At 71.2% G+C, this 14,953-nt stretch carries 12 protein-coding genes; 6 read left to right on the top strand and 6 right to left on the bottom strand.

From position 1 onward, the window contains the following. Positions 1–59 precede the first annotated feature (59 nt). From ACZ6ZP_RS37875 to ACZ6ZP_RS37885, 3 genes are all read left to right on the top strand, one after another. Complete coding sequence (locus ACZ6ZP_RS37875; RefSeq protein ID WP_383819261.1) at positions 60–1,796, top strand: penicillin-binding transpeptidase domain-containing protein; 1,737 nt, start codon at positions 60–62, stop codon at positions 1,794–1,796. 85 nt (positions 1,797–1,881) lie between these two features. Next, positions 1,882–2,379, top strand: coding sequence for a YbaK/EbsC family protein (locus tag ACZ6ZP_RS37880; protein ID WP_351162916.1), 498 nt, complete (start codon positions 1,882–1,884; stop codon positions 2,377–2,379). Continuing rightward, positions 2,376–3,227 (top strand): EamA family transporter, encoded by an 852-nt coding sequence (locus ACZ6ZP_RS37885; RefSeq protein ID WP_469410228.1) that lies wholly within the window; start codon positions 2,376–2,378, stop codon positions 3,225–3,227. The genes ACZ6ZP_RS37880 and ACZ6ZP_RS37885 overlap by 4 nt, the downstream gene beginning before the upstream one ends. Before the next feature lie 243 nt (positions 3,228–3,470). Here the strand turns inward: ACZ6ZP_RS37885 and ACZ6ZP_RS37890 are convergent, their stop codons facing one another. Genes ACZ6ZP_RS37890 through ACZ6ZP_RS37905 form a run of 4 tightly spaced genes read right to left on the bottom strand, consistent with a single transcriptional unit; the run spans position 3,471 to position 7,249 of the window. Further along, a complete protein-coding gene (locus ACZ6ZP_RS37890) occupies positions 3,471–4,634 on the bottom strand; it encodes a serine hydrolase domain-containing protein (RefSeq protein ID WP_366463865.1) in 1,164 nt (387 codons plus the stop codon). Between the two features lie 35 nt (positions 4,635–4,669). After that, the gene (locus ACZ6ZP_RS37895) at positions 4,670–5,437 is read right to left on the bottom strand and encodes an energy-coupling factor ABC transporter ATP-binding protein (protein ID WP_469410229.1); all 768 of its coding nucleotides are present in this window, start codon (positions 5,435–5,437) and stop codon (positions 4,670–4,672) included. After that, on the bottom strand, positions 5,425–6,186 hold the full coding sequence (gene cbiQ, locus ACZ6ZP_RS37900) for a cobalt ECF transporter T component CbiQ (protein WP_351162908.1): 762 nt from the start codon (positions 6,184–6,186) through the stop codon (positions 5,425–5,427). Before cbiQ ends, ACZ6ZP_RS37895 begins: the two co-directional genes overlap by 13 nt. Position 6,187: 1 nt before the next feature. After that, positions 6,188–7,249, bottom strand: a complete 1,062-nt coding sequence (locus ACZ6ZP_RS37905; RefSeq protein WP_361466353.1) for an energy-coupling factor ABC transporter permease — start codon at positions 7,247–7,249, stop codon at positions 6,188–6,190. Between the two features lie 192 nt (positions 7,250–7,441). Here ACZ6ZP_RS37905 and ACZ6ZP_RS37910 point away from each other — a divergent pair, with 192 nt between their 5' ends. Then, positions 7,442–7,783, top strand: coding sequence for an SsgA family sporulation/cell division regulator (locus tag ACZ6ZP_RS37910; RefSeq protein ID WP_351162904.1), 342 nt, complete (start codon positions 7,442–7,444; stop codon positions 7,781–7,783). Between the two features lie 6 nt (positions 7,784–7,789). On the opposite strand, the gene ACZ6ZP_RS37915 is transcribed toward ACZ6ZP_RS37910, so the two are convergent. Together ACZ6ZP_RS37915 and ACZ6ZP_RS37920 are read right to left on the bottom strand one after the other, a co-directional pair. Continuing rightward, positions 7,790–10,027, bottom strand: coding sequence for an MMPL family transporter (locus tag ACZ6ZP_RS37915; RefSeq protein WP_469410230.1), 2,238 nt, complete (start codon positions 10,025–10,027; stop codon positions 7,790–7,792). A 108-nt stretch (positions 10,028–10,135) separates the two neighbouring features. After that, positions 10,136–10,708 (bottom strand): TetR/AcrR family transcriptional regulator, encoded by a 573-nt coding sequence (locus ACZ6ZP_RS37920; protein WP_366463869.1) that lies wholly within the window; start codon positions 10,706–10,708, stop codon positions 10,136–10,138. A gap of 229 nt (positions 10,709–10,937) precedes the next feature. Between ACZ6ZP_RS37920 and ACZ6ZP_RS37925 the strand changes: the two genes are divergently transcribed. Together ACZ6ZP_RS37925 and ACZ6ZP_RS37930 are read left to right on the top strand one after the other, a co-directional pair. Continuing rightward, a complete protein-coding gene (locus tag ACZ6ZP_RS37925) occupies positions 10,938–14,216 on the top strand; it encodes a S41 family peptidase (RefSeq protein WP_351162898.1) in 3,279 nt (1,092 codons plus the stop codon). Between the two features lie 130 nt (positions 14,217–14,346). Further along, on the top strand, positions 14,347–14,586 hold the full coding sequence (locus tag ACZ6ZP_RS37930; RefSeq protein ID WP_351162896.1) for a hypothetical protein: 240 nt from the start codon (positions 14,347–14,349) through the stop codon (positions 14,584–14,586). Positions 14,587–14,953: the final 367 nt, after the last annotated feature.

A 14,953-nucleotide genomic window follows, 5' to 3' on the forward strand; every position in this document is an offset into this window, starting at 1 on the left:
CCCCTAGTGTTGGGCCTTCCGGTGCGGAGCTTGGGGGCTCCGGGATCTGCGGAGGATCAGTGGGCAAGCGAGGACGCGCCAGCGAGCGCAAGGGCATCAAGAACATCACGGGCACATCGGGCACCGGCGGCGCCAAGGTGCACCCCGGCGTGCTCGGCGGCGCCGCCGCCGTGGTGGTGTGCGGCGTGGGCATCGCCGCGTACAGCCTGATCGGCGGCTCGTCCGGCGACGAAGGACCGACGGTCGACGAGAAGCCGGTGGCCGCGGGCCCGCCGACGGCCGCCGAGGTCCGGGCCACCACGCGGGACTTCCTCGCCGCGTGGGAGAAGGGCGACGTGGCGAAGGCCGCGGCGCTCACGGACGACCGGACGGCCGCGAAGACCGCGCTGACCGCGTACGCCAAGGACTCCCACCTCACCGAGGTGAAGCTGGCGCCGGGCAAGCGGGCGGGCGCCAAGGTGCCGTTCTCGGTCACGTCCACGGTCTCGTACGAGGGAAAGAAGAAGCCCTTCGCCTACGGGTCCGAGCTCACCGTGGTGCGAAGAAAGCACGACGGCAAGACGCTGGTCGGCTGGCAGCCCTCCGTCGTCCACCCGGACCTGAAGGACGGCGACCGCCTGGTCACCGGCGAGGCCGGTGACCCGCCGATCAAGGCGGTGGACCGCGACGGCGGCGAGCTGACGAAGGCGAAGTACCCCTCCCTGGGCACGGTGTTGGACAGCCTGCGCGAGAAGTACGGCGAGAAGGCCGGCGGCACGGCGGGCGTGGAACTGCGCGTCGTGCGCAAGGACAGCGCGAAGGCGGCCGAGAAGTCGGCGACGACGAAGGACGACGCCAAGGCGACGCCCGACAAGACGCTGCTCACGCTCTCCCCCGGAACCCCCGGCACCCTGAAGACCACCTTCGACGCGAAGCTCCAGTCGGCGGCGGAGAAGGAGACGGGCAAGCGCAAGCAGGCGGCGGTCGTCCTGGTGAAGCCCAGCACGGGCGAGATCCTGGCGGCGGCCAACTCGAACCCCGGCGGCTTCAACACCGCGTTCCAGGGTTCGCTGGCCCCCGGCTCGACGATGAAGGTCATCACGTCGTCGCTGCTCCTGGAGAAGAAGCTCGCGGGGGTCGACAAGAAGCACCCCTGCCCGAAGTACGTGACGTACGGCGGCTGGAAGTTCCAGAACGACGACAAGTTCCAGATCAAGGACGGCACGTTCCGCGCGAGCTTCGCCCGGTCCTGCAACACCGCCTTCATCAGCCAGGCCAAGAAGCTCCAGAACGACTCCCTGACCAAGCAGGCGCAGGAGGTCTTCGGCCTCGGCCGCGACAACTGGTCGATCGGCGTCCCGTCCTTCGACGGCGCGATCCCGGTGCAGAGCGACGCGCAGATGGGCGCCTCGCTGATCGGGCAGGGCGGGGTCCGCATGAACCCGCTGAACATGGCGTCGGTGGCGGCCACGGCGAAGTCGGGCACGTTCAGGCAGCCGTACCTGGTCTCCCCGGACGTCGACAAGCGCACGCTCGCGACGGCGCCCCGGAAGATGTCGGGCGCGACGGCCTCGGCGCTGCGTGACCTGATGCACTACACGGCGGTCGCGGGCACGGCGGTGGAGCCCATGTCCGGGCTCGGCTCCGACATGGGCGCGAAGACGGGCTCCGCGGAGGTCGACGGCCAGAAGAAGCCCAACGGCTGGTTCACGGCGTACCGCGGTGACCTGGCCGCGGGAGCGGTGGTGCAGCAGGGCGGACACGGCGGCGAGTCGGCCGGGCCGCTGGTGCGGGCGATGTTCCAGGCGGGTCGGTAGCCGCGGTCGCACTCGGCGGGACCCGCTGTCCGGTATGCGGATACACGGTCGCGTGCCCGGTACACGGACCGCTAGCGTGCCGGGCATGAGCGCTACAGATTCCCCCGCCCACCCCCGGTTCGCCGCGGCCCTCGCGGACCTCGGTCTCGCTGAACTCGTCGGCGAGGTCCGCCGCTTCCCGGAGGCGACGCGCACCGCCCAGGAGGCCGCCGCGGCCATCGGCTGCGAGCTGAGCCAGATCTGCAAGTCGCTGATCTTCGCGGCGGACGGTGTTCCGGTCCTGGTCCTGATGGACGGCGCCTCAAGGGTCGACCTGGAGCTCGTGCGGCGTGAGCTGGGCGCGGAGAAGGTGACGCGCGCGAAGGCGGACGTCGTGCGGGAGACCACGGGGTACGCGATCGGCGGCGTACCGCCCTTCGGCCACGTGACGCGGACCCGGGTGCTCGCGGACCGCTCGCTGCTCGGCCACGAGGTGGTGTGGGCGGCGGCAGGAACCCCGTACGCCGTCTTCCCCATGGCGCCCAAGGACCTGGTCCACCACGCGAACGGCACCCTGGTGGACGTGCGCGAGACCGCCAAGTGACGCCGCTGGTCGCGTCGGCGGTGCTGCTTGCCGCCGTCACGCACGCGTGCTGGAACGCGATCGCACACCACATCACCGACAAGCTGGTCGGCTTCACCCTCATATCCGGCGGCGGTCTGCTGATCGGCGTGCTCATCGCCCCGTTCGCGGCGATGCCCGCGGCCGGTGCGTGGCCGTACCTGATCGTCTCCGCGCTGATCCACATCGGCTACTACGCCCTGCTGATGAAGTCGTTCAAGCTCGGCGACTTCGGCCAGGCGTACCCGATCGCGCGCGGCACGGCGCCGCTGGTGGTCACCATCCTCGCTGCGGTCTTCGCGGGCGAGATCCCGGACGGCTGGCAGGCGGCGGGCGTCGCGGTCTCCTGCGCGGGCCTGACGGGCCTCGCCCTGTGGGGCATACGCGGCTCGGGCCGGCGCCCCCACTGGGCGGCGATCGGCGCGGCGCTCGCGACGGGCGTCTCGATCGCGGCGTACACGGTGGTGGACGGACTCGGCGTCCGTGCCTCCGGTTCCTCCCTGGGCTACATCGCGTGGCTGATGATCCTGGAGGGCCTCGCGATCCCGGTGTACGCGGCATACCGCTGGCGCGGGGCTTTCGTGGCCCGGCTGCGGCCGTTCGCGGCGGTGGGCCTGCTGGGGGCGGCCCTGTCCGTGGCCGCGTACGGCCTGGTCCTGTGGGCCCAGACGAAGGCGGACCTCGCGCCCATCTCGGCGCTGCGGGAGTCGTCGATCATCGTGGGCGCGGGAATCGGAGCGGTGTTCTTCAAGGAGAAGTTCGGCGCACCGAGGCTGGTGGCGGCGGGGCTGATGGTGGCGGGGATCGGGTTGATGCTGCACGCGGGGTGAGAGCGTCTTTCTTTTCCCAGCCCCGCCCCTTCCCGAAAACCGTGCCTGCGCCCCGGACCTACCTGGGGCTCCGCCCCGGACCCCGGACAAGATGTCCTCAAACGCCGGACGGGCTGGAAATCCAGCCCGTCCGGCGTTTGAGGACTAACTCGGCGGAGCCGGTGATGACGGCCCCCAAAGCTCCCGGAAGGCCCCCGCGCCAGAGCGGGTTTACGGGAAGGGGCGGGGTTGGGGCAAAGGCCCCTACAACAGCCCCCGCAGGGCCCGCACCAACCCCTGTGCCCGCGGGTCCGCCGTAACCCCCTTGTTCATCCCGTTCGTCACATACCCAAAGCCGATCCCCGACTCCGGATCGGCGAAGCCGAGCGCGCCGCCCCGGCCGGGGTGCCCGAACGACCCGGCCCGCAGCAGGGGCGACGCACCGCCGTGCAGCATGTAGCCGAGCCCGAAGCGGGTGTTGACGATCAGGACGCGGTCCGGCCCTGCCGACACCTCGCCCCGCGCCAGCGCCACCGCCTCCGGGGTCAACAACCGCGCCCCGCCCTCGACTTCACCGATCAGCGAGGCGTAGAACCGCGCCAGCGAAGAAGCCGTCGCGATGCCGTTCGACGCGGGAAGGACCGCCGCCCGGTACGCCGGGTCGTTCTCGTCCGGTGACGGGGTGATCGCACCGAAGGCCCGCTGCGTGAGGGAGTCGGGATCGGCGTACGCCTCGGCCACGTTCCGGCGGGGGCGGATCCTGAGGCCACCCGGCGCCGCGGGAGCCGAGACCTGCCCGAGCCGACCGACCCGCCCCGCCTCCCCCTCCGGAAGCCCGATCCACAGGTCGAGGCCGAGCGGCCCGGCGATCTCCGAGGCCACCCACTCCCCGATGCCCCGCCCCGTCACCCGCCGCACCAACTCCCCGGTCAGCCAGCCGTACGTATGCGCGTGATAGCCGTGCTCCGTGCCCGGCTCCCAGAACGGAGCCTGGGCCGCGACCGCCGCGGCGGCGAAGTCGGGGTCCGCCGCCTGGGCAGGTGTCAGCGGAACGTCGAGCGCCGGTACCCCCGCCCGGTGCGCGAGCACGTCGCGGACCAGCGCCCCTTCCTTGCCCCCGGCCTTGAACTCCGGCCAGTAGGAGCCGACGGGCGCGTCCAGGTCCAGCTCGCCGCGCTGGTGGAGGAGGAGCAGGACGGCCGCCGCCACGCCCTTCGTGGCCGAGCGCACCACCTGGGCGGTCCCCCGCTCCCACGCCCCGCCCCCGTCGAACGACTCCGTGCCGCCCCACAGCTCCACGACCGGCCGCCCGTCGCGGTACACGGTGACCGCCGCTCCCTGCTCGCCGAGTTCGCGGAAGTTGCGGACGAAAGCGTCCCGGACCGGCTCGAACCCCTCGGCGACCACACCGCGCACATCGACATCCATGCCAGGACCAACAGCCGCCCACTGCCATGGATTCCCTACCGGTTCACCTTCACCGTCTTCGGATCGAAGCCGAACGGCAGCTCAAGCCGGTGCGCGCCCATGAGGTCCTCGTCACCGAGCAGCTCCCCCGACGGCCCGTCCGCCGCGATCACGCCTTCGCTGAGGATCAGGGCCCGGGGGCACAGTTCGAGCGCGTACGGCAGGTCGTGCGTGACCATCAGGACCGTCACGTCCAACGACCGCAGGATGTCGGCCAGTTCGCGGCGTGATGCCGGGTCCAGGTTCGACGACGGTTCGTCGAGGACCAGGATCTCCGGCTCCATCGCGAGGACCGTCGCCACCGCGACCCGCCTGCGCTGGCCGAAGGAGAGGTGGTGCGGCGGGCGGTCGGCGAACTCCGCCATGCCCACCTGCGCCAGCGCCTTCTGGACCCGCGCCTCCAGTTCGGGACCCCGCATCCCGGCCGCCGCCGGGCCGAACGCCACGTCCTCGCGCACCGTCGGCATGAAGAGCTGGTCGTCGGGGTCCTGGAAGACGATGCCGACCCGTCGCCTGATCTCCGCCATGTGCTTCTTGCCGACGGGCAGGCCCGCGACGGTGACCGTGCCCGCGCCGCCCGTCAGGATGCCGTTCAGGTGCAGGACGAGCGTCGTCTTGCCCGCGCCGTTCGGGCCGAGCAGCGCGACCCGCTCGCCGCGGCCGATCGTCATGTCGACGCCGAAGAGCGCCTGGTGCCCGTCGGGGTAGGCGAAGGCGAGGCCGGAGACGTCCAGAGAGGCGGGAGCAGTAGTCACAGGGTCCATCCCAGCAGGCAGACGACAAGAGCGGCGCCCGGCAGGGCGAAGGCGTACGTCCACTGTGCACGCGAGGCCGTGACCTCGTCGATCACCGGCATCGAACCGGCGTATCCCCGGCTGACCATGGCCAGGTGCACCCGCTCGCCCCTCTCGTACGAGCGGATGAAGAGCGCGCCGGCGGACTTCGCGAGGACGCCCCACTGGCTCACGCCCCGCGCCTCGAAGCCGCGCGACTCGCGTGCGATCTTCATGCGGCGCATCTCGTCCGTGATCACGTCGCCGTAGCGGATCATGAACGAGGCGATCTGGACGAGCAGCGGCGGCAGCTTCAGCCGCTGGAGGCCCAGGAGCAGCGAGCGCAGTTCGGTGGTCGAGGCGAGGAGCACGGAGGCCGCGACGCCGAGCGTGCCCTTGGCCAGGACGTTCCAGGCGCCCCAGAGTCCGTTCACGCTCAGGGACATGCCCAGTACGTCGACGCGCTCGCCCTCCGCCACGAACGGCATGAGCACCGCGAACGCCACGAACGGCACCTCGATGAGCAGCCGCTTCAGGAGGAAGGGGAGCGGGACGCGGGACGCGTACGCCACCACGCCGAGCAGCACCGCGTAGAGAGCGAACGCCCACATCGCCTCGCGCGGTGTGGAGACCACCACGACCACGAAGCAGAAGACCGCCGCGAGCTTGGTGTGCGGGGGCAGCGCGTGCACCGGGGAGTGGCCGTGCCGGTAGAGCCGGTGGGCGTGGCCCGAACCCATGTCAGGCGTTCTCGGAGACGGACGCCGTGGATGCCGGGTCCGTGTCCGCCGTACGGCGACGCCGCAGCGCCCAGAAGACGGCCGATCCCGCGACGACGGTGACGCCGACGCCGATCACGCCCGCGAGGCCGCCGGAGAGGCGGCTGTCGGTGATGTCCTTGACGCCGTAGTCGGCGAGCGGGGAGTCCGACGTGGCGTGCTCCTCGGCCTTCTTGTCGATGCCCTTGTCGGCGGCGACCTTCTCCAGGCCGTCGGGGTTCGCGGAGGCGTAGAAGCTGACGAAGCCCGCGAGGACGAGGGAGGTGACCAGGCCCGCGATCCACACCTTGCGGTGGGAGCGCGCGGCTGCAGGGGCCGGGGTATCGGCGGCGGGGGCGTCGACCAGCTCGCCCGCGACGCGCAGCTTCAGCTTCTGGGTGAGGCCGCGGGCGCCGTAGACCAGGTCGGGGCGGACCGCGATGACGGCTCCGACGGTGAGCGCGGTGATGGCCGCCTCGCCGATGCCGATGAGGACGTGCACGCCGACCATGGCGGTGGCGACCTTGCCGATGGAGACGTCGGTGGTGCCGCCGAGCGCGTAGAGGAACGTGAAGGCGACCGCGGCGGCGGGCACGGAGAGCAGCGCGGCGACGAAGGAGGAGGCGGTGATGGAGCGGCGGGTGCGCGGGAGCACCTTCACCAGGCCGCGGAAGACGAGGTAGGCCACGACGGTCGTGACGATCGCCATGTCCGTGATGTTCACGCCGAGCGCGGTCAGGCCGCCGTCGGCGAAGAGGACGCCCTGCATGAGCAGCACGACGGAGACGCACAGGACGCCTGTATAGGGGCCGACGAGTATCGCGGCGAGTGCTCCGCCGAGCAGATGTCCGCTGGTGCCGGCGGCGACCGGGAAGTTCAGCATCTGCACCGCGAAGATGAACGCGGCGACGAGGCCGGCCAGCGGCGCGGTCCGTTCGTCCAGCTCACGCCGTGCGCCACGGAGGCTGACGGCGATCGCCCCGGCGGCGATGACCCCGGTGGCGGCGGAGACGGGTGCGTTGATGAATCCGTCGGGGACATGCATGCGCGCGCTCCTGGGCAGGACAGGAAGAGAGAAGCAGAGCGGATCGCTCGTGAACCGTTCAATGATAGTGCCTTGTTGCGAACGGTTTGCAAGAGCGGCGACTACCCAGTTATCCCGGTCACACCTGGAGCAGGAATCGGAATATATGGGACATTAGAGGGCAGAAGGCACGTGATGGTGAGGAGTTCGGCGATGTCCGCAGTAGAGCAGTTCGCACGTGCCCACGTCGTCACGGACTCCCCTGACGACCAGCTGGCCGTCCCCGCCGTCCTCCGGTACGACCCGGAGGCCGACCCGCAGTCGGTGCGGATCGGCCTCCCTGGTTCCCACGAGTGGACCTTCGCCCGGCAGCTGCTCGAACAGGGGCTGCGGGCCCCGACCACCAGCGGCGACGTACACATATGGCCCTGTGGGCGGGTCCAGACGGTCATGGAGTTCCACTCGGCGCAGGGAGTGGCGGTCGTGCAGTTCGACGCATCGGCGCTGATCCGCTTCCTGCGCCGCACGTACGCGACCGCCCCCGTCCCGCACTGACGCGGGTCAGACGCGCGTGAGCTCCCGGTCCTCCTCGGGACCTCCCGCGCCCGACGCGTCGAGGTCACGCAGGCCCTCGCCCTCGACGTCGACGTTCGGCAGCGCGCGGTCCAGCCACTTCGGCAGCCACCACGCCCGCTTGCCCAGCAGCGCGAGCACGGCCGGGACCAGCGCCATGCGCACGATGAACGCGTCGAAGAAGACGGCGATCGCGAGACCGAAGCCGATCATCTTGACCATCTGCTCGCTGGAGCCGATGAAGCCGGCGAACACCGCCATCATGATCACGGCGGCCGCCGAGACCACGCGCGCCCCGTGCCGGAAGCCGGTCACGACCGCCTGGCCGGGCCGCTCCCCGTGGACGTACGCCTCTCGCATGCGCGTCACGAGGAACACCTCGTAGTCCATCGCGAGGCCGAAGACGACGCCCACCATGAAGATCGGCATCATGCTCATGATCGGGCCGGTCTGCTCCACGCCGAAGAGCGAGCCGAGCCAGCCCCACTGGAAGACCGCGACGACCGCGCCCAGGGCCGCGAGGACCGAGAGCAGGAAGCCGAGCGCCGCCTTGAGCGGGACCAGGATGGAGCGGAAGACGACGATCAGGAGGAGGAAGGCGAGGCCGACGACCAGGGCCAGGTAGGGCAGCAGGGCGTCGTTCAGCTTCTGCGAGACGTCGATGTTCATGGCCGTCGTGCCGGTGACCATGACGCTCGCGCCGGTGTCGGCCTTGATGTCGGCGCCCGCGTCGCGGATCGAGTGCACGAGGTTCTCGGTCTCGATGCCGCTGGGCTTGGAGGACGGGACGACGCTGATGATCGCCGTGTCGCCCTCCTTGTTGAGCATCGGCGGGGCGACCGAGAGGACGTCGTCGAGTCCGGAGATCGTCTTGCTGATCTCACCGGCCGCGGCCTTCGGGTCGGCCGACCCCTTGAGGTCGGCGACCGTCATCAGCGGGCCGTTGAAACCGGGCCCGAATCCGTCGGAGACCAGGTCGTACGCCTTGCGCTGGGTCGTGGACGTCGGCTGCGCGCCGTCGTCCGGGAGGCCCAGTTCGAGGGAGGAGACGGGCAGCGCCGCGGCGCCGAGGCCGATGACACCGACCAGCAGGACCGTCAGCGGGCGGCGGATGACGAAGCGCGCCCAGCGGGTGCCCAGGTTGTCCTTCGGCTTGGCGTCGGACTCCGCGGCGGCCTTCTTGCCGCCCCTGCCGAGCACCTTGCTCTTCTCGCCCGTGGGCTTGACCTTCTTGCCCGCGTACCCGAGCAGCGCCGGGATCAGGGTGAGCGCGATGAGTACGGCGATGACCACCGTGCCGGCCGCCGCGAAGCCCATCTTGGTGAGCATCGGGATGTTCACCACGGCGAGGCCGACCAGGGCGATGACCACGGTGAGCCCGGCGAAGACCACGGCCGAACCGGCGGTTCCCACGGCGCGGCCCGCCGCCTCCTCGCGGTCCCGTCCGTCGGCGAGTTCGCCGCGGTAGCGGGAGACGATGAAGAGCGCGTAGTCGATGCCGACCGCGAGACCGATCATCATCGCGAGCGTGGAGGTCGTCGTCCCCAGGTCGAGCGCGCTGGCGAGCGCGGTGATCGAGGAGACCCCGATGCCCACGCCGATCAGCGCGGTGAGGAGGGGAAGACCCGCCGCGATCAGCGAGCCGAAGGTGATGACGAGGACGACGGCCGCGACCGCGATGCCGATGATTTCGGTGGCCCCGGTCTCGGGCATGGCCTGCAGCGCGTCGCCGCCGACCTCGACCGTGAGCCCGGAGTCACGCGCCTGCTCGGTGGTCTTCTCCAGCGCGTCACGGCTCTCGTCGGTCAGCTCCATCGAGGTGACCTTGTACGAGACCGACGCGTACGCGGTGGAGCCGTCCTTGCTGACCGTCTTGGTCTGGAAGGGGCTGTCCGCCCGCGCCACCTCGTCCGAACCGGACTTGAGGGCGGCGACGGTCTTCTGGATCTCGGCCTTGTTGGCCGGGTCGGTGACCTTCTCGCCGTCCGGTGCCTTGAAGACGACACGGGCACTCGCGCCGTCGGCACTGGATTCGGGCACGCGCTCTTCGAGCAGGTCGAAGGCCTTCTGGGCCTCGGTCCCGGGAATGGAGAAGGAGCTGGAGGCGGCGGTGGGCGCGGACGCGGCGCCGACTCCGGCGAGCGTCAGGAGCGCCACCCAGATCAGGGCGACGAAGTGCCGTCGCCTGAAGGCGAGTCGGCCGAGTTTGTAGAGGAAAGTGGCCACGAGGGCGAACTCCCGGTCAGGTCGTTGTGTCTGAGGGCAGGGGGGATCAGCCCGACGACGTGAGCGGTCGCGTCAGGTGGAGAGGGTGGGGCTGGTGAGGGGGTCGGGTCAGACGCCGAGAGCGGGGAGGATCACGGCGTCGATGTAGGAACGGAGGAAATCACGGTCGACCGTGCGGTCCTCGATCAGGTCACGGGCGACGAAGGCCCCGACCATCATGTGGATGACGTAGTTCAACGCCGGGTTGCCCGGGTCCACTTCGCCGCGGTCCACGGCCCTGCGCAGCAGTGCGTTCAGGCCCGTGATCTCCGGCTCGATGAGCAACTGCCGCAGCGCCTGGTGGAGTTCGGGGTTCTCGTGGATGGCGTGGAACAGGCTGCGCATCAGCGCAGCGTCCTGCTCCATCTGACAGTCGTCCGAACGGTTCACGGACTCGATCAGGTCGCCGCGCAGGGACCCGGTGTCGATGTCCTCGATGGACACCGGCTTGTTGTGCCGCAGCGCCCTGACGACCAGCTCCGGCTTGCTCCCCCACTGGCGGTAGAGGGTGGCCTTGCTGGATTTCGCACGGGCCGCGACGGCGTCCATCGTGAGCGCCTCGTAGCCGACCTCGCGGAGCAGGTCGAGCACGGCCGCGTAGAGCTCGGCCTCGCGCTCGGGTGTGATCCGGCTACGCCGCACCGTTGCCGCCTCAGCCATGATCCCTCCGCTCCTCGTCGAAACCGCTGCGTACGCCATGACTGTACCCGCGGCCTTAACGAAACGAAACAGTTTCGTACGTGTGCTGCGTCACGCGCTCGCTCCCCGCACTGCTCCCCGCATCGATCCACGCATCGATCCACGCCCGTCCGCACCTGTCCGCCCCCGTGTACGAGTTGCCGGGCCCTCCGCACCGGAAAAGCATGGTGAAGTGACCGACGCGCGCGATGAAGCCCATGCTGACCACGCCTACCTGCGATTTCCGCACCTCAGCGGCGACCGTCTCTGTTTCGCGGCCGAGGACGATCTCTGGGTGGCCCCGCTGAGCCCGGACGGCGCCCCCGCGGGCAGGGCCTGGCGGGTGACCGTCGACCGGACCAAGGTGAGCCACCCGCGCTTCTCGCCGGACGGCCGCCACATCGCGTACACGACCTGGCGCAGCCTCGACCCCGAGATCCATCTCGCCCCGGTCGACGGCGGCCCGGCCCGGCGCCTCACCTACTGGGGGAGCACGGACACCCGGGTCTGCGGCTGGTCCCCCGACGGCGACATCCTCGCCGTCTCCTCGCACGGCCAGCCCTTCTCGTACTTCTGCTGGGCCTACAGCGTGCACACCGACGGCTCACCCGGCGGCAAGCTGCCCTGGGGCCCGGTGTACGACATCGCGGTCAACGACATCGACGGCGAGCGCAAGACGCTGCTCCTGACCGGCAAGCCCCCGCACGAGCCCGCCGCCTGGAAGCGCTACCGGGGCGGGGCGACGGGCCGCCTGTGGCTGCACGGCGAACAGCTCCTGCCCGACCTCGACGGGCACCTGGACGCCCCCATGTTCGTGGACGGCAGGATCGCCTTCCTCTCCGACCACGAGGGCGTCGGCAACCTCTACTCCTGCCTGCCGGACGGCTCCGACCTGCGCCGGCACACCGATCACGACGCGTTCTACGCCCGGCACGCCTCCAGCGACGGCACCCGCGTCGTCTACCAGTGCGCGGGCGACGTCTGGCTGGTGGACGACCTGTCCGCCGACTCCGTGCCGCGCCGCCTCGACGTGCGCCTGGGCGGGCCACGCGCCGGACGGCGGATCTATCAGGTGCCGGCCGCGCAGCACCTCGACTCGATCTCCGTGGACACGACCGGCCGGGCCAGCGCCGTCGTCGTACGCGGCAGCCTGTACTGGCTCACGCACCGGGACGGGCCCGCCCGCACCATCACGGACACCCCGGGCGTGCGCGTCCGGCTCCCGGAGATGCTCGGCAAGGGCGGGCAGGTCGCCTACGTCACCGACGCGGAGGGCGAGGACGCCGTCGAGATCGCCTATCTGCCGCGCGCGAGCGGCGAGCGCGAACCGCGCAGGCTGGCGCAGGGCGAGCTCGGCCGGGTCCTCGAACTGCTCTCCGACCCCGACGGCGAACGGCTCGCCATCTCGTCGAACGACGGCAGGCTCCTCCTGGTCGACGCCACCGAGGAGTCGAACGGCGAGGTGACGGAGCTGATCCGCTCCGTCAACGGACCGGTGCGCGACCTGGCGTTCTCCCCGGACGGGGCATGGCTGACCTGGTCGCATCCGGGCATCGGCCGCTCCCTGCGGCAGATCAAGATGGCCCGCATCCACGGTCCCGGCGCCCGCACGATCGTCGACGTGACCAACGGCCGCTTCGAGGACGAGAACCCGGTCTTCACCCGCGACGGCCGCTATCTCGCCTTCCTCTCCTGGCGCGGCTTCGACCCGGTCTACGACGTGCACACCGGCGACCTGTCCTTCCCGCTCGGCTGCCGTCCCTACCTGGTCCCCCTGTCCTCGGCCACCCCGTCCCCCTTCGCCCTCTCCCCCGACGGCCGGCCGGCCGCGGGCGGGCTCGACCCGGCCGACAGCGGGTCGGAGGACGGCGCCGTCATCGTGGAGGTGGAGGGCCTGGAGAGCAGGGTGACGCCGTTCCCGGTCTCGGCGTCGAAGTACTCGGCGCTCCACCCCGTCAGCGGTGGCGGCCTGGTCTGGCTGCGCTGGCCGATCTCGGGCGCGCTCGGCGAGACGTTCGCCAACCCGGCGGACACCTCGGGACGCCCCACCCTGGAGTACTTCAACATCACCAAGGGCAAGAAGTCCGCGCTTGTCGACCACCTCGACTGGTTCGCGCTCAGCGGCGACGGCTCGCGGCTCGTGGTGGTCGACGAGGGCGACCTGCGCGCGGTCCCCTCGACGGAGACCGGCGACGTCGACACGACCGTCTGGATCGACCTGCGCCGCATCCTGCACGAGGTCGACCCGGCGGCCGAGTGGCGCCAGTCCTACGACGAGGCGGGCCGCCTGATCCGCGCCTACTTCTGGGAGCCTCGGATGTGCGGCATCGACTGGCCCGCGATCCTGGACCAGTACCGGCCGCTGGTGGACCGGGTCGCGTCCCCCGACGAGTTCGCCGACCTCCTGCGCGAGGTCCTGGGCGAGCTGGGCACGTCCCATGCGTACGTCTCCGCCGCTCGCCGCAACGAAGGGCCGCCGCACTACCAGCGGGCGATGGGGCTGCTCGGCGCCAACCTGGTCTGCCGGGACGGCAGCTGGATGATCAAGCGCATCCTGCCCGGCGACTCATCCGACTCCAAGGCGCGCTCGCCGCTCGCGGGCGCGGGCATCCGCGAGGGCGCGGTCCTCACCCACATCGACGGCCGCCCGGTGGACCCGGTGACGGGCCCCTTCCCCCTGCTCGCGGCAGCGGGCGGCACGACGGTGGAGCTGACGTTCCAGCCCGCTGAGCGGGAGGGCAGGTCGAGGAGGGTGGCGATCGTCCCCCTCATCAACGAACGCCCCCTGCGCTACCAGGACTGGGTGGCCAAACGCCGCGAGGTCGTACGGGAGTTGAGCGGGGGCAAGTGCGGCTACCTGCACATCCCCGACATGGGCGGCTCCGGCTGGGCCCAGTTCAACCGGGACCTGCGCCTTGAGGTCTCGCGCCCGGCCCTGATCGTGGACGTGCGCGGCAACGCGGGCGGCCACATCAGCGAGCTGGTCGTCGAGAAGCTGACGCGCAAGATCCTGGGCTGGGACCTGACGCGGAACGCCCAGCCGGTGTCGTACGCGTCGAACGCCCCGCGCGGCCCCGTGGTGGCCCTGGCCGACGAGGCGACGTCCTCGGACGGCGACATGATCACGGCGGCCTTCAAGCTGCTCGGCCTCGGCCCGGTGGTGGGCCAGCGGACGTGGGGCGGCGTGGTCGGGATGACCGGGCGGCACGTCCTGGGCGACGGGACGATCATCACGGTGCCGATGAACGCGGGGTGGTTCGACGCGTACGGCTGGTCCGTGGAGAACCACGGCGTGGCCCCGGACCTGGAGGTGCTGCGCACGCCCCTGGACTGGGCGGAGGGCCGGCACGCCCAGCTGGACGACGCGGTGGGGGTGGCGCTCGACCTCCTGGAACGGCAGCCGGCGGCGGACCCGCCGGGGATGGAGGACGTACCGGACAGGAGGCGGCCGAAGCTGCCGCCGAGGGGGTAGTCGGTGCGCGGGTTTCGCAGGCGGCCTACGGTGTCGGATCACTGGCCGTGATTGATCGAAATGCGGGGAATGTACCGTCATGTAAGTCTGGTCGAGGCCCTTCCAACCTCACCCTCTAGGAGTGAACCGCATGGGCATCAAGGACCAGTTCCAGGACAAGGCCAACGACCTCTCCGCCAAGGCGAAGGGCGCCATGGGCGGCGAGAAGGACGAGGCGAGCGAGCGCGCCTCGCAGGCTCGTGACGACGCGCGGGAGCGCGGCCAGCAGGCCCAGGAGGAGTCGCGGGAGCGTTCCGCGAAGTCCCCGGACGAGGCACAGCGGGCGGCGCAGGAGCAGCAGGACAAGTTCAACCAGGACTACGACGCCTGACGCTGCGCTGAGCTTTGACCAGTGAGCCCACCCGGGACGCCGGGTGGGCTTCGCTCTGCCTGCGGCGCCGGTTGCCTGCGGCGCCGGTTGCCTGCGGCGCCGGTTGCCTGCGGCGCCGGTTGCCTGCGGCGCCGGGTTACCTGCGGCGCCGCTGCGGGGGGGGCTGCCGTCACCTGCGGCTCGGTGGGTGCGGCCCCTGTCCCACCGCTTCGCGGCGGATCAACCCCGCCCGCCCTCCCCATGGCCCGCGGCGAATCACCCCCACCCACCCACCTGTTCACCACGGGGTAATCGGGTGGGTGGGCGGGAAAGATCCGCCGCGGAGCGGCGGGCCAGGGTCCGCCCCCACGGCGGGTCAGACGCTCAC

This window comes from Streptomyces sp. NPDC054047, from assembly GCF_055585065.1.